Source organism: Pseudomonas kurunegalensis (genome assembly GCF_030291635.1).
In the GTDB taxonomy this organism is placed as follows: domain Bacteria; phylum Pseudomonadota; class Gammaproteobacteria; order Pseudomonadales; family Pseudomonadaceae; genus Aquipseudomonas; species Aquipseudomonas monteilii.
Window position 1 is genome coordinate 5,918,428 of sequence record NZ_CP127871.1, and the last position, 18,201, is coordinate 5,936,628.

Genomic DNA, 18,201 nt, shown 5'->3' on the forward strand with positions numbered 1-18,201 from the left:
GACTATCCGCTGTCTGGAATAAACCGTTGGCGGCGGACTGCTGTAGACTCTGCGTCAACCACGCCCCCCTTCGAGTCTGTGATGCACAAAGAAACCGAACTGAAGCTCCGCGCCAGCCGCGAGACCCTTGCCGCCCTGCGCGAGCACCCTCTGCTGAAAAAGCGCAACAAGTCCGGCTGGCAGACCCGCGAACTGCTCAACCAGTACTTCGACACCCCCGAGCGTGAGCTGTCCGCCGCCCGTGTCGCCCTGCGCCTGCGCCGCGACGGCGACGCCGTCATCCAGACCCTCAAGTGCCGCGGCACCAGCGTGGCTGGCCTGTCCGAGCGCAACGAGTACGAGTGGAACCTGGACAAGGTCAAGCTCGACCTGAAGAAGCTGGACGCCACCTGCTGGCCCGAGCAACTGGCCAACCTGGACAAGAAAACCATCAAGCCACTGTTCACCACCGACTTCAGCCGTGAATACGCCGAAATCGCCTGGGGCCGTGGCAAGAGCAAAGTCGTGATCGAGGCTGCGTTGGACCAGGGCTTCGTGATCGCCGGCAAGCGCAAGGAAGAAATCTGCGAGCTGGAGCTGGAGCTGCGCGAAGGTGAACCGCAAGCCCTGCTGGAACTGGCCGCCGAGCTGGCCGCCAGCCTGCCCCTGATGCCTTGCGACATCAGCAAGGCCGAGCGTGGCTACCGCCTGCTGGAGCCGGACAGCTACGAGCTGGGCCTGCCGCACACCGAGCTGGACGCCGAAATGGCTGTGGACGACGCCTACGCCGCCCTGGCCTGGCAACTGCTGGGCAGCAGCCAGCGCCTGGCCGAGCAATACCGCCACAACGGCCACTGGCGCCTGCTGCAAGACTGGGTCGAATGCCTGAGCGAGCTGCGCGCCATCACCGCCAGCCTGGGCCAGGCCGCGCCGCGCGCCACTACCCGCGACCTGCGCAGCAGCCTGGACGCCCTGCTGGAAGACTGGCGCCCGCTGGTACAGGCCGGCAACGATGACGAAGACATCCGCCGCGCCGCGCCCGAGCAGTTCGCCGAAGAGCTGGAAGACGTGCGTTGGGGCCAGTTCTCGCTGGAAACTTCGCGCTGGCTGCTGGCCCGCGCCTGGACCGCCGAGCGCAAGGGCCGTGGCGAGCGTCAGGGCAAGGCGCAGCTGGCCAGCTGGCTGGGGCACCTGCTGGGCGAAGAAGGCCGCGCGTTGAAGCTGCCGCTGTACACCCAGCGCCCGGAAGACCTGGCCGAGCAGTTGCCACGTATCGAACAGCTGCTGGCCTGGCTGCACCATGCCCGCCAGGTGCTCGAAGCGCCGCAGATGGACCGCCTGTATGGCGACCTGAAGAAGCTGCATGAGCTGGCTGAGTTGCCGATCAGCGATGAAGTGCTGGAGGCGCGTATCGAGCAGGCTCGGGCGGTAGACCAGAGCCGTGGCTGGAAGCACCTGCTCAAGGCGTGAGCCTTTCTGAAAGCTGACGCGATCCCCTGTAGGAGCGGCCTTGTGTCGCGAAAGGGCCGCGAAGCGGCCCCAGCAATATCTGTTTGATGCACAAATTTTGGGGGCGCTTCGCACCCCTTTCGCGACACAAGGCCGCTCCTACAAGGAACCGCGTCAGCGGTTCTGAAGCGGCCTTACCTCGATAGTGGCAGGCTGGTAGTGGACTTGATCTCCGACAGCGCCACAATCGAATTCACTTCCTGGATACCCGGCACGTTCGACAGCTTTTCGAAGAAGAAGCGCTCATACGCCTCGATGTCCGACGTAACGATCCGCAGCAGAAAGTCCACCGCCCCCATCAGCACATAACACTCGAGCACCTCCGGAAACCCGCGAATCGCCTCGGTGAATTCGGTGAAGTTGGAGCGCCCGTGCGCATTGAGCTTCACCTCGGCGAAAATCTGCGTATTCAGGCCGACCTTCTTGCGGTCCAGCAAGGTCACCTGCCCGCGAATCACCCCCTCTTCCTTCAAACGCTGAATGCGCCGCCAGCACGGCGATTGCGACAGCCCCACACGCTCGGCGATCTGCGCGCTGGACAGCGAAGCGTCTTCCTGTAGCAGCTCAAGAATGCGACGGTCGTAGGCGTCCAGCTCGCTATGCATTAATAATCCTCCAAATAGGCAATTTTCGAATAGATCTATTCGGCTAGTCCGCAGAATAGCCAAATCATAGCGAAAAAATACCGCCCCCAACGTGCAAGAATTTCTCCCACATTCGCGGAGACCAGCATGAACGCACAGCCCCGTACCGACACCTGGGCCGCCAGCAACGCCCACAGCACCGTGCACTACCGCCTGCAAGCGGAAGCCGAGCCCGACAGCCTGTGCCGGGTGCTCAACCTGTTTGCCCTGCAGTTCCTGACCCCGCACAGCGTGCAGGTCAGTCAGCAGGACGACTGGCTGAACATCGAGGTCGGCATTGGCGGGCTGAGCTGGCACCGGGCCGAGGTGATTGCGCAGAAACTGCGCAACCTGGTGTGTGTGGGTGAAGTGAGCCTGACCAACCAGCAACGGGTGGAGCTGGCGGTGGTCTGACAGCCACAGCAAAATCCCGAAACCCTTCAGCTTCGGTGCCCCTTCCCCATCCGTCTAGCCTTGGTCAGGACTTCCTCATCAGGCACGGACGCCAACATGCACACCCCCGATAACCCGGCACTCGACCTCAAGCGCGTGCTCGAAGCCCTGCTCGCCGAGCAGCACCTGCACGCCAATGACACCCTGCAAGTCCTCGAATACGCCGCCGCCCACCCGGCCGCCCACCCGCTTGAGCAGATAGCCGCCTGCAGCCTGGAAAACCGCCAACACCCCGGCCAGCTTCTGGACCTGGACCGCCTCTGCCAATGGCTGGCCGGCAAGGTCGGCCAGCCCTACCTGCGCATCGACCCGATGCAGCTCGACCTGCCCCAGGTCGCCGGCCTGATCTCCCCGGCCTTCGCCCAGCGCCACGGCATCCTCATTGTCGCCGCCGACCCGTCCAGCATCACCGTCGCCAGCGCCCAGCCCTACCAGGATGACTGGCAGGCAGACCTGGCCCGCAGCCTGGGCCGGCCAATCCGTCGCGTGCTGGGCAGCCCGGCGCAGATCCGCCAGTCAGGGCAGTCGTTCCAGCGCTTGGCCCAGTCGGTGAAAGGCGCGCAACACCAGCAGTCGGCCAGCCTGGGCGAGCTCGAACAGCTCCTGGAGCTGGGCAAGCGTCAATCCGAGGCCAGCGCGGACGACGCGCACATCGTGCATATCGTCGACTGGCTGCTGCAGTACGCCATCGAGCAACGCGCCAGCGATATCCACCTGGAGCCACGCCGCGAACAGGGCCAACTGCGCTACCGCATCGATGGCCTGCTGCATACCGTTTATACCTTTCCCGCCAATGTCACCCTGGCGCTGGTCAGCCGCCTGAAGCACCTGAGCCGCATGGATGTCGCAGAAAAGCGCCGGCCACAGGACGGTCGCCTGCAAAGCCGGCTGCCAGGCGGCGGCGAGGTGGAGCTGCGGCTGTCTACCCTGCCGACCCCGTTCGGCGAAAAACTGGTACTGCGCCTGTTCGACCCACAGCAACTAAACGATGACTTCGACCGCCTCGGCCTTGAAGGGCCACAACTGGCCCAGTGGCAAGGCTTGCTGCGCCAGCGCCAGGGCATCATCCTGGTCACCGGCCCGACAGGCTCCGGCAAGACCAGCACGCTGTACGCCAGCCTCAAGCTATTGGCCACGCCACAGGTCAACCTGTGCACCATCGAAGACCCGATCGAGCGGCTGGAACCCGCCTTCAACCAGTTGCAGGTGCAGCCCGCGCTGGACCTGGGTTTTGCCAACGGGGTGCGGGCCATGCTGCGCCAGGACCCGGACATCATCATGATCGGTGAAATCCGCGACCGCGAAACCGCGCTGGTGGCAGTGCAGGCAGCGCTGACCGGGCACCTGGTGTTGTCGACCCTGCATACCAACGATGCCTGTTCGGCCATCACCCGCCTGCAAGAGCTGGGTGTGGCCGATTACCTGATCAAGGCGACCCTGGTCGGGGTCATGGCCCAGCGCCTGGTGCGTACGGTGTGCACAGACTGCCAGGCCCATGCATCAGCTACCTGCCGAACCTGCCGTGGCACTGGCTTCCACGGGCGCACTGGGTTGTTCGAACTGCTACAACCCAGCGAAAACCTGCGCGCCTTGATTGGCCCGAACGCCGACCTGACCGATCTACGGCGCCAGGCGCTGGTCGATGGACTGATTGAACTGCGCCGTTGCGGGGAGGCCAAAGTGGCTTGCGGGCAAACCCGCCCAGAGGAAGTGCTGCGCGTTTGCAACTGACGAAAAGTCCTTTGTATTCAAGGAACTTGCCTCACCGGAAAAGATCCAACGGCGCATCTTCAACCCTCACCCTTCGAGGTGTTTCAACATGCGTCTCAAAACCGCCATCGCCGCCGCTGCTTTGCTTTCTCTGCCTATTGGCTCGGCCATGGCCGATACCTTTTGGCGTAACGTGATGACTTCCGGTGCAACCACGGCATCGAGCTACCTGACCTCGCACGATCACAAGCTGGTAGTAGCCGCACAGGATGATGCCGGCAGCTTCGTGGCCAGCGAAGGTGCCATTCGCGGGCCGTTCCTGGAGGCGGCGTTGAAGCAGGTGCGGGCGGAGAACCCGGGAATGCAGGCTTCCGATATGGAGCTGGCGAATGCCATTCTGGCCAAGAATGCGGTAGCTGAATAACCGCGTCGCCTGCTTCGCGGCTAAAGCCGCTCCCACAGGGACCGCACAGACCTTGAATGCTGTGCAGGACCTGTGGGAGCGGGTTTACCCGCGAAGAGGCCGGTACAGGCAAACAACGATCAGCGATACGCCTCCACCGGCACACACGCACAGAACAGGTTCCTGTCCCCATACACGTTGTCGACCCGGTTCACTGCCGGCCAGTATTTGTGCTGACGCACATGCGCACTAGGCGTCACTGCCTGCGCCAGGCTATAGGGCCGGTCCCACACCCCCAACACATCCTCCAGGGTATGCGGCGCATGCTTGAGCGGGTTGTTTTCCGCTGGCCAGTTGCCCTCCTGCACCTCGGCAATCTCTGCACGAATCGCCAGCATCGCCTCGACAAACCGGTCCAGCTCGGCCTTCGACTCACTTTCTGTCGGCTCCACCATCAGCGTGCCCGGCACCGGGAATGACATGGTCGGGGCATGGAAGCCATAGTCCATCAGGCGCTTGGCCACATCCTCTTCACTGATGCCGGTCTGCGCTTTCAGCGGCCGCAGGTCGAGGATGCACTCGTGCGCCACGCGCTGATTGCGCCCGCGATAGAGCACCGGGAAGGCACCGCCCAACTGGCTGGCCAGGTAATTGGCCGAGAGAATGGCCACCTCGCTGGCATCAGCCAACTGCGGCCCCATCATGGCGATGTACATCCAGCTGATCGGCAGGATGCTGGCACTGCCCCACGGCGCGGCGCTGACCGCAGTGTTGTTCGGGTCCAGGCCAGGCACCGGTACCACCGGGTGGCTGGCGACGAACGGTTTGAGGTGTGCGCGGATGCCGATCGGCCCCATGCCCGGGCCACCACCGCCATGGGGGATGCAGAAGGTTTTGTGCAGGTTCATGTGCGAAACATCGGCCCCAATGTCCGCCGGGCGCGCCAGGCCCACCTGGGCATTGAGGTTGGCACCGTCCATGTACACCTGGCCGCCATGCTGGTGCACCACCTCGCAGATTTCCCGAATGCCTTCTTCGTACACGCCGTGGGTCGATGGGTAAGTGATCATCAGGCACGACAAACGCTCGCCAGCTGCGTGGGCCTTGGCTTTGAGGTCGGCCAGGTCGACGTTGCCATGGTCGTCGCAATCGACGATCACCACCTCCATGCCGGCCATCTGCGCCGAAGCCGGGTTGGTGCCGTGGGCCGATGACGGGATCAGGCACAGTGTGCGCTGTGGTTGATGGCGGCTGCGGTGATAGCGGGTAATGGCCATCAGGCCGGCGTATTCACCCTGGGCACCGGAGTTGGGCTGCATGCAGATGGCATCGAAACCCGTAATCGCGCACAGCCAGCTTTCCAGCTCGTCGATCATCGCCTTGTAGCCCGTGGCCTGCCCTGCCGGGGCAAACGGGTGCAGCTGCGCAAAACCGGGCCAGGTGATGGGGATCATCTCGCTGGTGGCGTTGAGCTTCATGGTGCACGAGCCCAGCGGGATCATCGACTGGTTCAGCGCCAGGTCCTTGTTCTCCAGCTGTTTGAGGTAGCGCAGCATCTCGGTTTCGCTGTGGTGCAGGTTGAACACCGGGTGAGCGAGGATGGGCGAACGCCGTACCAGGTTGGCCGGGATGCCCTCAGGCAGGGCCAGTTGGTCCAGCGTGGCGATATCCAGCCCGTGATCGACCCCCAGGAAGATGTCGAACAAGCGCAGCACCGTGTGCTCGCTGCACGTCTCGTCCAGGCTCACGCCCAAATGCCCGCGGCCGAGAATACGCACGTTGATCTGCGCCGCTTCGGCGCTTTCAATGATGGCCGCCTGCGTACCGCCAACATCCAGTGTGAGGGTGTCGAAGAAATGCTGGTTGACGCGCTTGATGCCCTTGGCCTCGAGCCCTGCGGCCAGGATAAACGTCAGCCGATGCACACGCTGGGCGATGCGTTGCAGGCCTTCCGGGCCGTGGTACACCGCGTAGAAGCCGGCAATGTTGGCCAGCAGCACCTGGGCAGTGCAGATGTTGGAGTTGGCCTTCTCGCGGCGGATATGCTGCTCGCGGGTTTGCAGGGCCATGCGCAGCGCGGTGTTGCCACGGGCATCGCGCGACACACCAATGATGCGCCCCGGCATGGCCCGCTTGTAGTCGTCGCGGCAGGCGAAGTAGGCCGCGTGGGGGCCGCCGTAGCCCATCGGCACGCCAAAGCGCTGGGTCGAGCCCAGTACCACATCGGCACCCAGCTCGCCGGGCGGTGCCAGCACGACCAGGCTGAGCAGGTCGGCGGCCACGCAGGCCAAGGCCTGCTGGCTGTGCAACTGGTCGATCAGCGGGCGCAGGTCGCGCACTTCGCCGTGGGTGTCGGGGTACTGCAACAAAGCGCCGAACACCGCGTGTTTGCCAAGGTTATCCACAGCATCGACGATCAGCTCGAAGCCAAAGCCTTCGGCGCGGGTCTTCAACACTGACAAGGTTTGTGGGTGGCAGTGCTCGTCGGCAAAGAAGGCGTTGCTCTTGTTGCGCGCCACCCGCTTGGCCAACGCCATGGCTTCGGCGGCAGCGGTGGCTTCGTCGAGCAGCGAGGCATTGGCCAGCGCCAGACCGGTCAGGTCGATGACCATTTGCTGGAAGTTCAGCAGCGCCTCCAGGCGGCCTTGGGCGATTTCGGGTTGGTACGGCGTGTAGGCGGTGTACCAGCCGGGGTTTTCCAGCACGTTACGCAGGATGACCGTGGGGGTGATGGTGCCGTGGTAGCCCATGCCGATCAGGCTGGTCCACACCTGGTTCTGTTCGGCGTAGGCGGCGAGTTTGGCCAGGGCAGCCTGCTCGTCCAGCGCCGGAGGCAAGTCGAGGGGGCGGTTGAGGCGGATGTCGGGGGGGACGGTCTGCTCGATCAGCTCACTGCGGGTGGCAATACCCAGCGCGTTGAGCATGGCCTGCTGCTCTGCGGCATCGGGGCCCAGGTGGCGACGCAGGAAAGGGTTGAGCTCTTGCAGTTGATGCAGGGATGGCGACTGTGACATGACGACGCTCTCTTCCTAGACCGGGTCTCATGGAGACTTATAAGTCTAGGAAGGATTGCCGATTCTGCGGGGAATCTTGCTTTGTCTGTTCCGGCCTCTTCGCGGGCAAGCCCGCTCCCACAGGTTAAGCGCAGGCCCGAGGTACGCGCTATCCCTGTGGGAGCGGGCATGCCCGCGAAGCAGGCGACGCGGTCTTACTCGCCGATAGCAGCGGCGTAACCGGCAGCATCCAGCAGCTTGTCCAGCTCGGCCGGGTTGCTTGGCTTCAGCTTGAAGATCCACGAATCGTAAGGTTCTTCGTTGAGCAGCTCAGGGCTGTCGGCCAGTTCTTCGTTGACCGCGATCACTTCGCCAGAGACCGGAGCATAAATGTCCGAAGCGGCTTTCACCGACTCGACCACACCAGCAGCGTCGCCTGCAGCGAACACCTTGCCAACTTCGGCCAGCTCGACGAACACCACGTCACCCAGGGCTTGCTGGGCGTGGTCGCTGATGCCCACGGTCACAGTGCCGTCGGCTTCCAGGCGAGCCCACTCGTGGCTTTCGGCAAAACGCAGGTCGGCGGGGATATTGCTCATGTCTTGAATTCCTCGATTGGCTCAGCGGTACGCCCGCCGGTTAAAAATGGTTCAGATCAGGATCTTGCCGTGGCGCACGAAGGTCGGTTTGACGACCCGCACCGGGTACCACTTGCCGCGAATTTCCACCTCGGCCCGGTCGCCGGTGGCCATGGGCACGCGCGCCAAGGCAATGGACTTGCTCAGCGTAGGCGAGAAACTACCACTGGTGATCTCCCCTTCGCCAATCCCGGCTACGCGCACCACCTGGTGGGCGCGCAGCACGCCGCGCTCTTCCAGTACCAGGCCGACCAGTTTTTCCTGCACGCCGTGCTCGATTTCCGCCAGCAGGCCGGCGCGGCCGATGAAGTCGCGCTCGGCCGGCTCCCAGGCGATGCTCCAGCCCAGGTTGGACGTCAGCGGTGTGTGGGTTTCATCGATATCCTGGCCGTACAGGTTCATGCCGGCTTCCAGCCGCAGGGTATCGCGGGCACCAAGGCCGCTGGGCGCGATGCCGGCACCGACCAGGTCGTTGAAGAAGGCTACGGCCTGCTCACCCGGGAAGATGATCTCCAGGCCGTCTTCACCGGTATAGCCCGTGCGGGCAATGAACCAGTCGCCTTCGGCAACGCCTTCAAAAGGGCGCAGTTCACGAATCAGGGCCGCGCGTGCAGGGCTGAGCAAGGCCGCGACTTTTTCGCGGGCATGTGGCCCTTGAATGGCGAGGATGGCCAAGTCGGGCCGGACCTGGAAGTCCACGGCAAAACCGGCCCGCTGCTGCTGCAACCAGTCGAGCACCTTGGCCCGGGTGGAGGCATTGGTGACCAGACGGTAGCCGCTTTCTGTGCGGTAGACGATCAGGTCGTCAATAACCCCGCCCTGCTCGTGCAGCAACGGGCTGTACAGCGCCTTGCCGGTGTCGTCGAGGCGGGCCACGTCGTTGGCCAGCAAGCGCTGCAACCAGGCGGTGGCGTCGCTGCCGTCGACATCGATCACGGTCATGTGGGAAACATCGAAGACGCCGCAGTCACTGCGCACCTGGTGGTGCTCCTCGACCTGCGAGCCATAGTGCAGGGGCATGTCCCAGCCACCGAAATCGACCGTTTTGGCGCCTAGCGCCAGGTGCAGGTCATACAAAAGCGTGCGCTGTCCCATGGGTTTCTCCTTCCGGGCGTGGCGAAGCGGCGGCGGTCGATGACGTTGGTCGTCAGCTCTTGTTGTAAGGACCCGCCGCGCGAATGCCGCGCATTGTAGCCGCAAGGTCGCAAGCTGGCACCCTCAGTGACTGTGACCGGGTCGACGCGCCGAACGGCGGATCAGGCCGATGACCGGCAGCAGGCCCACCAGCACCAGCGTCAATGCTGGCAGCGAGGCACGCGCCCACTCGCCCTCGCTGGTCATCTCGAACACCCGGACGGCAAGGGTGTCCCAGCCGAACGGTCGCATCAGCAAGGTGGCCGGCATTTCCTTGAGCACATCGACGAACACCAGCAGCGCGGCACTGAGCGCGCCCGGTACCAGCAACGGTAGATACACCTTGAAAAACAATCTCGCGCCACCGACACCCAGGCTGCGGGAGGCCTCGGGCAGCGACGGGCGTATGCGCTCCAGGCTGCTCTCCAGCGGCCCGTAGGCCACTGCGATAAAACGCACCAGGTAGGCCAGCAGCAACGCCGAGAGGCTGCCCAGCAGCAGCGGCTTGCCGGCCCCGCCCAACCAGCTGGACAGCGGGATCACCAAGTGGTTATCGAGGTAGCTGAAGGCCAGCATGATCGACACCGCCAGCACCGAGCCGGGCAAGGCATAGCCCAGGTTGGCCAGGCCGACCCCGGCGCGAATGCCACCGGTCGGTGCCTGACGGCGGGCAAAGGCCAGCAGCAGCGCCACACACACGGTGACCAGCGCCGCCATGCCACCCAGGTACAAGGTGTGCAGCACCAGGCCGACATAACGCTCGTCCAGGTCGTGCCGGCCACGTTGCCAGAACCACGCCAGCAGCTGCAGCAGCGGGATGACGAAGGCGCAGGCGAACACCAGCAGGCACCAGCCGCTGGCCAGCAGCGCCTTGGCCCCGCGCAGGTGGTACAACGCCTGCCCCCGTGGCCGTTCGTTGCCGCTGCGGCTGGCCCCCCGGGCACGCCGCTCGCCGTACAGCACCAGCATCACGGCCAGCAACAGCAGGCTGGCCAACTGGGCAGCACTGGACAGGCTGAAGAAGCCGTACCAGGTCTTGTAGATAGCGGTGGTGAAGGTGTCGAAGTTGAACACCGCCACCGCGCCGAAGTCGGCCAACGTTTCCATCAGGGCCAGGGCAATGCCGGCACCGATGGCTGGCCGCGCCATGGGCAGGGCCACGCGCCAGAATGCTTGCACCGGTGACAGTCCCAATACCCGTGCCGCTTCCATCAGGCCCTTGCCCTGGGCCAGGAAGGCCGTGCGCGCCAGCAGGTAGACGTAGGGGTAGAACACCAGCACCAGGACGATGATCACCCCGCCAGTGGAGCGCACCCGTGGCAGGCGCATGGGCCCGAATACCTCGCGCAAAGCGCTTTGCACCGGGCCAGCGAAGTCCAGCAGGCCGACGAAGACAAACGCCAGCACATAGGCAGGGATGGCGAATGGCAGCATCAACGCCCAGTCCAGCCAGCGCCGGCCGGGGAACTCGCAGAGGCTGGTGAGCCAGGCGAGGCTGACGCCCAGCACGGTGACGCCGATGCCGACGCCCACCACCAGCGTGAGGGTATTGCTGAGCAGGCGGGTCATCTGGGTGTCGAGCAGGTGCGACCAGATTTGCGTATCGATCGACTGCCAGGACAATAGCAGCACGCTCAGGGGCAGCAGCACCAGGGCGGCGATCAGGGAGACCGGAAGGTACCAGCGGCGTTGGGGGGTGTGGGGCAAGTTGACTGTCTCTGTGGCTGATTTTCGACCGCTTTGCGGTCGTTCGCGGGCAAGCCCGCTCCCACAGGGACCGCACAAGGTTTGGATTCTGTGCAGTTCCTGTGGGAGCGGGCTTGCCCGCGAAAGGGCCTTTGCAGGCCCCGGAAGAATAAAGCCTGGCGCTTAGTTGTAGCCAGCCCGATCCATCAGGCGAATGGCTTCAGCCTGGCGCTTGCCGGCGATTTCCACCGGAATGGTATCGGCCTTGAAGCTGCCCCACGCCGCCACTTCCTCCGATGGCTTCACTTTCGGGTTGGCCGGGAATTCCTGGTTGATGTCGGCGAACAGTTTCTGCGCCTCTTCGCCGGTCATCCACTCCACCAGCTTTTTCGCGGCTTCCGGGTGCGGCGCGTGCTTGGTCAGGCCAATACCCGACAGGTTCACATGCACGCCACGGTCGCCCTGGTTGGGCCAGAAGATCTTCACCGGCAGCTTCGGGTTCTGCTTGTGCAGGCGGCCGTAGTAGTAGGTGTTGACCACGCCCACGTCGCACTGGCCGGCCTCGATGGCCTGGATCACCGCGTTGTCGTCGGAGAACACGTCGGTGGACAGGTTGTTGACCCAGCCTTTGACGATTTGCTCGGTCTTGGCCTCGCCATGGGTTTCGATCAGGGTGGCGGTGAGCGACTGGTTGTACACCTTCTTCGCCGTGCGCAGGCACAGCCGGCCTTCCCACTGTTTGTCGGCCAGGGCTTCGTAGGTGCTCAGCTCTTCGGGTTTGACCCGCTCGGTGGAGTAGATGATGGTGCGCGCGCGCAGGCTCAGGCCGGTCCAGTCATGGGACGAGGCGCGGTACTGCGCCGGGATGTTCTGGTCGATGATGTCGGACTTGATCGGCTGCAGGATGCCCATCTGCTCGGCCTGCCACAGGTTGCCGGCGTCGACGGTCAGCAACAGGTCGGCCACGCCGTTGTCGCCCTCGGCCTTGATGCGCTGCATCAACGGGGCTTCCTTGTCGGTGATGAACTTGATCTTGACCCCGGTCTTGGCGGTATAGGCATCGAACACCGGCTTGATCAGCTCGTCGATGCGCGAGGAGTACACCACCACTTCGTCCGCCGCTTGGGCGGTGCCGCCGAACAGGGTCAGGGCCAGGGCGGCCAGTAGGGGCTTGCGTGGCAACATGTGAAGCACTCCTCGGATCGTTTGAGAGGTGCAAATGGTAGTGAATCCCATTTTCTGGCTCATCTACCTAGCCGTTACCGGATGTTGCAGAGGGGGCCGCATAGCGGCCCCGACAATCTCAAGCTTTGGCCAATTCCGGCAGATCACCACTCAAACCCAACGCCTGGCGCACAAACAGTGCCTTGGCCTCCGGCATCTTCTCCACCAGCTTCAACCCACTATTTCGCAACCAACGCAACGGTAGCGGATCAGCCTGGAACAACCGCTCAAAACCTTCCATGGCCGCCATCAACGCCAGGTTGTGCGGCATGCGCCGCCGCTCGTAACGGCTCAACACCTTCACATCTGCCAGCCGTTCACCACGCTCGCAGGCATTGACCAGCACCTCGGCCAGCACCGCAGCATCCAGGAAGCCCAGGTTCACACCCTGCCCGGCCAGCGGGTGAATGGTGTGCGCGGCATCGCCGATCAACGCCAGGCCCTCATCCACATAGCGCTTGGCATGGCGCTGGCGCAGCGGCACGCACACCCGAGGGTCAGCCTGCAACACGTCACCCAACCGCCCCTCGAACGCCCGCTCAAGGGCTTGCAAGAAGGCCGCTTCATCCAGCGCCATCAACTGCTCGGCATGCTCCGGCGTGGTCGACCACACAATCGAGCACCAGTCCTGCTGGCCGTCGCGGGTCAACGGCAGGAATGCCAGTGGCCCCTCATCGGTAAAGCGCTGCCAGGCCGTGGCCTGGTGCCCGGCGCTGCAACGCACGCTCGTCACGATGGCGTGGTGGAGGTAATCCCACTCGCGGGTTTCGCAGCCGGCCAGACGCCGCACGGCTGAATTGGCGCCGTCGGCCGCGATCACCAGCGGCGCACGCAGCTGGCGGCCATCAGCCAGGGTCAGTAGCCATTCGTCACCCGAGCGTCGAAGTTGCTCCAGACGCGCGTTGGGCAACAGGCCTATGTCACTGTCGTGCAGGCGCTCCAGCAGGCCGTCCTGCACCACCCGGTTCTCGACGATATGGCCGAGCACCTGTGCATGCACACTGGCGGCCGAAAAGTGAATCTGCCCGGTGCCACTACCGTCCCACACATGCATGTCGGAATACGGTGTGGCACGCCGTTGGGCAATGCCGTCCCAGGTGCCAAGGCGTTCGAGAATGCGCTGGCTGGCCGCCGAAAGCGCACTGACTCGCGGCTCGAACGGGGCTTGGGCATCGAATGGCTTGACCGTGAGCGGCCCGCCATCGAGCAAGAGGATTTGCAGGCCACTGTGGCGCAACGCCAGGGCCAGGGCGCTGCCGACCATACCGGCACCGACAATCAATAGATCTGCGCGCATTTCCATGCCTTACGCCAGCCTCGCTTGCGGCTTGAGCCGCACGTATAGGGTTTTATCGACCCGCGCCACCAGTTCGCCGGCACCATCGCGGATATCGACCTGCAAACGCGGCAGGCACTTCTTGCCAGTGGCGGTCTGCTGGCGAATGTCGTCCAGCAGCGCGTCATCGACGTGGAATTCGGCATACACCGGGCCTTTGCCCGGCGAGATGAAATCGATGCTGGCGGCTTTGTCCCAGACGATGTAATCGCGGCCCAACTGCTCGATCAACAGCAACATGTAGAACGGGTCGACCATCGAATACAGGCTGCCGCCGAACTGCGTACCGACATAATTGCGGTTCCAGCGGGTCAGCTTCATCGCCACCTTGACGCTGCGCATGTCCGGGCTGATGTGCTGCACGCGGATCCCGGCGCCCAGGTAAGGTGGGTAGAGGTTCAGCAGCCAGCGCAGCATGCGCGCCCGGCGCGCCAGTTTACGAGGGTTGCTCATGCCTGGCCCCGCGGATCGGGGCGGGTGCCCAGGCCCATGGCCTGGCGGGCGAACCAGCTTTTGGCCGGTGGCAGCAGGTCGAGCCCGAGCAGGCCAAGGTTACGCCCGGCGGCCAGCAAGGGCTGGTTACTGCCGAACAGGCGCGTGACCTGATCGGAGAAGCCGATAGTCATGGCCTGGTCCAGACGCTGGCGCTGGTGATAGGCCTGCAGCGTGGTCAGGTCGCCAGGCTGCTGCGGCCCGGCCAGCAGCGCGTCGGCCAGCGACTGCACATCACGCAGCGACAGGTTGAAACCCTGGCCGGCAATGGGGTGCAGGCTGTGCGCGGCATTGCCCAGTACCACCAGGTGCGGCCGCACCTGCTCCTGGGCCTCGATCAGCGACAGCGGGTACAGGTGGCGCGCGCCAACCTGGCGCAACGCGCCCAGGCGATAGCCAAACACGCCCTGCAGCTCACGCAGGAAGCTGCGCTCGTCGATGTCGGCCAGGCGCCGTGCATCCATGCCTTGGCGTGTCCACACCAGCGCGCAGCGGTTTTCCGGCAGCGGCAGCAGGGCCATGGGGCCTTCTTCGGTGAAACGCTCGAACGCCTGGCCGCCGTGGGCTTCACCCGGGGTGATGTTGGCGATCAAGGCGCTCTGTTGGTAAGGCGTGTGGCGTACGTGAATACCCAGCTGCTCGCGCAGGCCGGAGCGGCCACCGTCGGCCAGTACCGCCAGGTCGCACTCCAGCTGGGTATCGTCATTCAAGCGCAGGCGGTAACCACCTTCGATCGCCTGCATGGAGGTGACTTCCGCCGGGCAGCGCCAGCTCACCACCTCGCTGTCCAGCCCCTGCCACAGGCATTGGCCCAGCCAGGCGTTTTCCACCACGTAGCCCAACGCTGGTACGCCCTCTTCCAGGGCATCCAGGCGAGTGGCGCCAAAGCGGCCACGGTCGGACACGTGAATCTGACGGATCGGCTCTGCACGGTGACCAATTGCCTGCCACAGGCCCAGTTGCTGGTAGATCTGCTGGGTGCCGAACGACAACGCCGAAGAGCGCGCATCGTAGCTGGGCTGGAAGCTGTCGCCAGGGGCGAACGGCTCGATCAGCAGGATCTTCCAGCCGCGCGCCTTGGCCCCGGCCTGCAGCGCCAACGCCAGGCTTGCGCCGACCAGACCACCGCCGATGATCGCCAGGTTCACCCGGTTCATGCCACGTCCTTGCGGGCGGCCTGCATCAGCGCCTCGATCTCGGCAACCGTGCGCGGCACGCCCGAAGTCAGGATTTCACAACCTTGCCTGGTCACCACCACGTCGTCCTCGATCCTTACACCAATGCCGCGCCACTTCTTGGCCACGGCCTGATTGTCGGCGCCAATGTAGATGCCCGGCTCGACGGTCAGCGCCATGCCGGGTTCCAGCACCCGCCACTCGCCGCCCACCTTGTACTCGCCCACATCATGCACATCCATGCCCAGCCAATGCCCGGCACGGTGCATGTAGAAGGCGCGGTAGGCCTCACTGTCGATCAGCGCCTGCACCTCACCGGTGAGCAGGCCCAGCTCCACCAGGCCCTCGGTGATCACTCGCACGGTCGCCTCATGGGCGTGGTTCCAATGCTTGCCGGGGGCAATTTCGGCAAAGGCCGCCGCCTGCGCCTTGAGCACCAGCTCGTAGATGGCCTTCTGCTCGGGCGAAAAACGCCCGCTAACCGGGAAGGTGCGCGTGATGTCGCTGGCGTAGCAGTCGATTTCGCAGCCGGCGTCGATCAGCACCAGGTCGCCATCCTTGAGCGGGGCGTCGTTCTGCTGATAGTGCAGGATGCAGCCGTTGCGCCCGGCCGCGACGATCGAGCCATAGGCCGGCATCTTCGCCCCGCCCTTGCGGAATTCGTAGTCCAGTTCGGCTTCGAGGCTGTATTCGTGCAGCCCGGCCCGGCAGGCCTGCATGGCCCGCACATGGGCCCGTGCCGAAATGTCTGCCGCTGCGCGCATCACCTTTACTTCCGCCGCCGATTTATACAGACGCATGTCGTGCAGCAGATGATCCAGCGCAACGAACTCGTTCGGCGGCTGCGCGCCCAGACGGGCCTTGGAGCGGATCACGTTGATCCAGTCCATCAGCCGGCGGTCGAACTCGGCATTGCTGCCCATGGCGCTGTACACCCGCTCGCGCCCTTCGATCAGGCCCGGCAGAATCTCGTCGATGTCGGTGATGGGGAAGGCATCGTCGGCGCCAAAATCGCGCACGGCGCCTTCCTGGCCGGCCCGCAGGCCGTCCCACAACTCGCGCTCAGGGTTGCGTTCACGGCAAAACAGCACGTACTCGCCGTGCTCACGCCCAGGAATCAGCGCGATGACCGCCTCTGGCTCCGGGAAGCCGCTGAGGTACTGGAAATCGCTGTCCTGGCGGTACACGTGCTCGACGTCGCGGTTGCGGATGGCAACGGCGGCGGCGGGCAGAATGGCGATGCTGTTGGGGACCATCTGCGCCATCAGCGCCTTGCGCCGACGGGCATACTCGGCCTTGGGAATGTGGCTCATGGGCAGACTACCCCCGGTTGATCAGTGCAGCGATGGCTTGGGCGCGGGTGCGGCCGGCTTGGCCAGCTCGGAGAACAGCAACAGCGGCGCCACGCGCAGGTATTCCATGACTTCCATGTAGTCGCTCTCGCCGTCTTCGGACTCTTCGAGCGCTTCCTGCACCTGGGAAATGGCCACCAGGTCCTGCAGCACTTCCTTGGCCTCGTCGGACAGGTCCTTGCCACCGGCGTTCAGGCCGAAACCGGTGATGAAGCCCTGGCACCACTGGCCCAGCGCGGTGGCGCGGTCGCTCAGTGCGGCGTCGTCGGAAGGCAACAGCAGAACGATGGCCATGTCGTCGCTGGTGAGCTCGCCCTTGACCATCTCCTGCAGGCCGACCAGGGCATTGCGCACGGTATCACCGGGCTCGGTTTCCAGCAGCTGGGCGGCATCTGCCAGCCAGCCGTCGGCGTCAAAGCCGGCACCGGCGCAGCTGCGGCCGATCAGCAGGCCGTGCAGTTCGGCCGGGGTAACAGGGTGGCCATTGCTCGAAAGCAGCATGGCGAAGGCGATGTAGGGCGATTGGGTATTGGGCATGGGCAGCTAGGCGCCAGACGGCGCAATGACTAGAATGGAGACCTTGTATCCTAGCACCGGCAGGCGCGCCAAGACCATCGGCACTGGCCGTCGCCGCCCAGGGAGAGGCATCATCGCCAGGTGACTCAACGACGGAGCGAATCGAGTGCAACCCACGCAAGAGAACGACCTGCAGGCACTGATGAGCCGATTCGAGTTGCTGATCGAACGCGTCGAGCAACTAAAACGGCAAAATGCACTCCTAGTAGCGCAGGAAAAATCCTGGCGCGAAGAGCGCGCCCACCTCATCGAAAAGAACGAGATCGCCAAGCGCAAAGTCGAGTCGATGATTTTACGCCTCAAGGCTCTGGAGCAAGACTCATGAGTTCAAGCAATAGCGTCACCGTGCAGATCCTCGACAAGGAATACTCGATCATCTGCCCGCCGGAAGAGCGCAACAACCTGGTCAGCGCCGCCCGCTACCTGGACGGAAAAATGCGCGAGATCCGCAGCAGCGGCAAGGTGATTGGCGCCGACCGTATCGCGGTGATGGCGGCCTTGAACATTACCCACGAGATGCTGCACCGCCAGGAAGACCGCAATGAAGCGCCGGCCGGCGGCACCACCCGTGAACAGGTGCGCGACCTGCTGGAGCGGGTCGATCAGGCGCTGTCCGACGACACGGGTACCAAAATCGGCTGACATTGGTATACTGGCGCCACTCCCTGGGGGATGCGCCAGTCGGTTATGTCCCTGAGCCGATACGCACAACCACGGGGGTTGCACGCTGGGGCCGGTGTGCATGTCCGCCCGACGGAAAGCCTTAACGCCCCCTGCAATCTCCACCTTGAACTTTCGGGTTCAAGGGCTACACCGATAGCGGTCTTATCGGGGAGCCTGAATTTTCTTGCCCGCCCCTTCTGGCGGGCAATTCGTTTTGGCCGACAATGTCGGCCATCACTTCTGGGATCGCCCGTG

At 64.3% G+C, this 18,201-nt stretch carries 17 protein-coding genes and 1 other RNA gene; 7 read left to right on the top strand and 11 right to left on the bottom strand.

Features of this window, described 5'->3' with window-relative positions; genetic code table 11:
* The first annotated feature begins 81 nt into the window (after positions 1-81).
* Positions 82-1,449 (top strand): CYTH domain-containing protein, encoded by a 1,368-nt coding sequence (locus tag QQ992_RS26935; RefSeq protein WP_119371798.1) that lies wholly within the window; start codon positions 82-84, stop codon positions 1,447-1,449.
* A gap of 173 nt (positions 1,450-1,622) precedes the next feature.
* Here the strand turns inward: QQ992_RS26935 and QQ992_RS26940 are convergent, their stop codons facing one another.
* Positions 1,623-2,093, bottom strand: a complete 471-nt coding sequence (locus tag QQ992_RS26940; RefSeq protein WP_003253717.1) for an Lrp/AsnC family transcriptional regulator — start codon at positions 2,091-2,093, stop codon at positions 1,623-1,625.
* Positions 2,094-2,219: 126 nt separating this feature from the next.
* Between QQ992_RS26940 and QQ992_RS26945 the strand changes: the two genes are divergently transcribed.
* The 3 genes from QQ992_RS26945 to QQ992_RS26955 all read left to right on the top strand — a co-directional run bounded on the left by QQ992_RS26945 (position 2,220) and on the right by QQ992_RS26955 (position 4,698).
* Positions 2,220-2,525 (top strand): ACT-like domain-containing protein, encoded by a 306-nt coding sequence (locus tag QQ992_RS26945; RefSeq protein WP_016712599.1) that lies wholly within the window; start codon positions 2,220-2,222, stop codon positions 2,523-2,525.
* A gap of 96 nt (positions 2,526-2,621) precedes the next feature.
* The gene (locus QQ992_RS26950; RefSeq protein ID WP_286111703.1) at positions 2,622-4,295 is read left to right on the top strand and encodes a GspE/PulE family protein; all 1,674 of its coding nucleotides are present in this window, start codon (positions 2,622-2,624) and stop codon (positions 4,293-4,295) included.
* A gap of 88 nt (positions 4,296-4,383) precedes the next feature.
* Complete coding sequence (locus QQ992_RS26955) at positions 4,384-4,698, top strand: DUF2388 domain-containing protein (RefSeq protein ID WP_019098663.1); 315 nt, start codon at positions 4,384-4,386, stop codon at positions 4,696-4,698.
* Positions 4,699-4,817: 119 nt separating this feature from the next.
* Here the strand turns inward: QQ992_RS26955 and gcvP are convergent, their stop codons facing one another.
* From gcvP to QQ992_RS27005, 10 genes are all read right to left on the bottom strand, one after another.
* Positions 4,818-7,691 carry an aminomethyl-transferring glycine dehydrogenase gene (gene gcvP, locus QQ992_RS26960; protein WP_286111705.1) on the bottom strand — a complete coding sequence of 958 codons (2,874 nt, stop codon included), beginning with the start codon at positions 7,689-7,691 and terminating at the stop codon, positions 4,818-4,820.
* Positions 7,692-7,885: 194 nt separating this feature from the next.
* On the bottom strand, positions 7,886-8,269 hold the full coding sequence (gene gcvH / locus QQ992_RS26965) for a glycine cleavage system protein GcvH (RefSeq protein WP_286111707.1): 384 nt from the start codon (positions 8,267-8,269) through the stop codon (positions 7,886-7,888).
* A gap of 51 nt (positions 8,270-8,320) precedes the next feature.
* On the bottom strand, positions 8,321-9,403 hold the full coding sequence (gene gcvT / locus QQ992_RS26970) for a glycine cleavage system aminomethyltransferase GcvT (protein WP_286111709.1): 1,083 nt from the start codon (positions 9,401-9,403) through the stop codon (positions 8,321-8,323).
* A gap of 123 nt (positions 9,404-9,526) precedes the next feature.
* Complete coding sequence (locus tag QQ992_RS26975; protein ID WP_286111711.1) at positions 9,527-11,149, bottom strand: ABC transporter permease; 1,623 nt, start codon at positions 11,147-11,149, stop codon at positions 9,527-9,529.
* Positions 11,150-11,311: 162 nt separating this feature from the next.
* Complete coding sequence (locus tag QQ992_RS26980) at positions 11,312-12,313, bottom strand: extracellular solute-binding protein (protein WP_119371805.1); 1,002 nt, start codon at positions 12,311-12,313, stop codon at positions 11,312-11,314.
* Positions 12,314-12,431: 118 nt separating this feature from the next.
* The gene (locus QQ992_RS26985) at positions 12,432-13,649 is read right to left on the bottom strand and encodes a 2-octaprenyl-3-methyl-6-methoxy-1,4-benzoquinol hydroxylase (RefSeq protein ID WP_286111713.1); all 1,218 of its coding nucleotides are present in this window, start codon (positions 13,647-13,649) and stop codon (positions 12,432-12,434) included.
* A gap of 9 nt (positions 13,650-13,658) precedes the next feature.
* Positions 13,659-14,141 (bottom strand): DUF4442 domain-containing protein, encoded by a 483-nt coding sequence (locus QQ992_RS26990; protein ID WP_060498144.1) that lies wholly within the window; start codon positions 14,139-14,141, stop codon positions 13,659-13,661.
* Positions 14,138-15,337 (bottom strand): 2-octaprenyl-6-methoxyphenyl hydroxylase, encoded by a 1,200-nt coding sequence (ubiH, locus tag QQ992_RS26995; RefSeq protein ID WP_016712609.1) that lies wholly within the window; start codon positions 15,335-15,337, stop codon positions 14,138-14,140. The genes QQ992_RS26990 and ubiH overlap by 4 nt, the downstream gene beginning before the upstream one ends.
* Entirely contained in the window at positions 15,334-16,668 is a 1,335-nt protein-coding gene (gene pepP, locus QQ992_RS27000) for a Xaa-Pro aminopeptidase (protein WP_286111714.1), read from the bottom strand. Before pepP ends, ubiH begins: the two co-directional genes overlap by 4 nt.
* 21 nt (positions 16,669-16,689) lie before the next feature.
* A complete protein-coding gene (locus QQ992_RS27005; RefSeq protein WP_003259367.1) occupies positions 16,690-17,244 on the bottom strand; it encodes a YecA/YgfB family protein in 555 nt (184 codons plus the stop codon).
* A gap of 181 nt (positions 17,245-17,425) precedes the next feature.
* Between QQ992_RS27005 and QQ992_RS27010 the strand changes: the two genes are divergently transcribed.
* The 3 genes from QQ992_RS27010 to ssrS all read left to right on the top strand — a co-directional run bounded on the left by QQ992_RS27010 (position 17,426) and on the right by ssrS (position 18,122).
* Positions 17,426-17,608 (top strand): TIGR02449 family protein, encoded by a 183-nt coding sequence (locus QQ992_RS27010; RefSeq protein WP_029886233.1) that lies wholly within the window; start codon positions 17,426-17,428, stop codon positions 17,606-17,608.
* Positions 17,605-17,925 (top strand): cell division protein ZapA, encoded by a 321-nt coding sequence (locus QQ992_RS27015; RefSeq protein WP_019098106.1) that lies wholly within the window; start codon positions 17,605-17,607, stop codon positions 17,923-17,925. The genes QQ992_RS27010 and QQ992_RS27015 overlap by 4 nt, the downstream gene beginning before the upstream one ends.
* Before the next feature lie 17 nt (positions 17,926-17,942).
* Positions 17,943-18,122: non-coding RNA, 6S RNA (gene ssrS / locus QQ992_RS27020), on the top strand.
* The last annotated feature ends 79 nt before the right edge of the window (positions 18,123-18,201 follow it).

Coding starts and splice junctions, on each gene's coding strand:
- QQ992_RS26955 (WP_019098663.1), top strand. CDS start 4,384: ATGCGTCTCAAAACCGCCATCGCCGCCGCTGCTTTGCTTTCTCTGCCT.
- QQ992_RS27010 (WP_029886233.1), top strand. CDS start 17,426: ATGAGCCGATTCGAGTTGCTGATCGAACGCGTCGAGCAACTAAAACGG.
- QQ992_RS26945 (WP_016712599.1), top strand. CDS start 2,220: ATGAACGCACAGCCCCGTACCGACACCTGGGCCGCCAGCAACGCCCAC.
- QQ992_RS26985 (WP_286111713.1), bottom strand. CDS start 13,649: ATGCGCGCAGATCTATTGATTGTCGGTGCCGGTATGGTCGGCAGCGCC.
- pepP (WP_286111714.1), bottom strand. CDS start 16,668: ATGAGCCACATTCCCAAGGCCGAGTATGCCCGTCGGCGCAAGGCGCTG.
- QQ992_RS26990 (WP_060498144.1), bottom strand. CDS start 14,141: ATGAGCAACCCTCGTAAACTGGCGCGCCGGGCGCGCATGCTGCGCTGG.
- QQ992_RS27015 (WP_019098106.1), top strand. CDS start 17,605: ATGAGTTCAAGCAATAGCGTCACCGTGCAGATCCTCGACAAGGAATAC.
- gcvT (WP_286111709.1), bottom strand. CDS start 9,403: ATGGGACAGCGCACGCTTTTGTATGACCTGCACCTGGCGCTAGGCGCC.
- QQ992_RS26980 (WP_119371805.1), bottom strand. CDS start 12,313: ATGTTGCCACGCAAGCCCCTACTGGCCGCCCTGGCCCTGACCCTGTTC.
- QQ992_RS26940 (WP_003253717.1), bottom strand. CDS start 2,093: ATGCATAGCGAGCTGGACGCCTACGACCGTCGCATTCTTGAGCTGCTA.
- QQ992_RS27005 (WP_003259367.1), bottom strand. CDS start 17,244: ATGCCCAATACCCAATCGCCCTACATCGCCTTCGCCATGCTGCTTTCG.
- gcvH (WP_286111707.1), bottom strand. CDS start 8,269: ATGAGCAATATCCCCGCCGACCTGCGTTTTGCCGAAAGCCACGAGTGG.
- gcvP (WP_286111705.1), bottom strand. CDS start 7,691: ATGTCACAGTCGCCATCCCTGCATCAACTGCAAGAGCTCAACCCTTTC.
- QQ992_RS26950 (WP_286111703.1), top strand. CDS start 2,622: ATGCACACCCCCGATAACCCGGCACTCGACCTCAAGCGCGTGCTCGAA.
- ubiH (WP_016712609.1), bottom strand. CDS start 15,337: ATGAACCGGGTGAACCTGGCGATCATCGGCGGTGGTCTGGTCGGCGCA.
- QQ992_RS26935 (WP_119371798.1), top strand. CDS start 82: ATGCACAAAGAAACCGAACTGAAGCTCCGCGCCAGCCGCGAGACCCTT.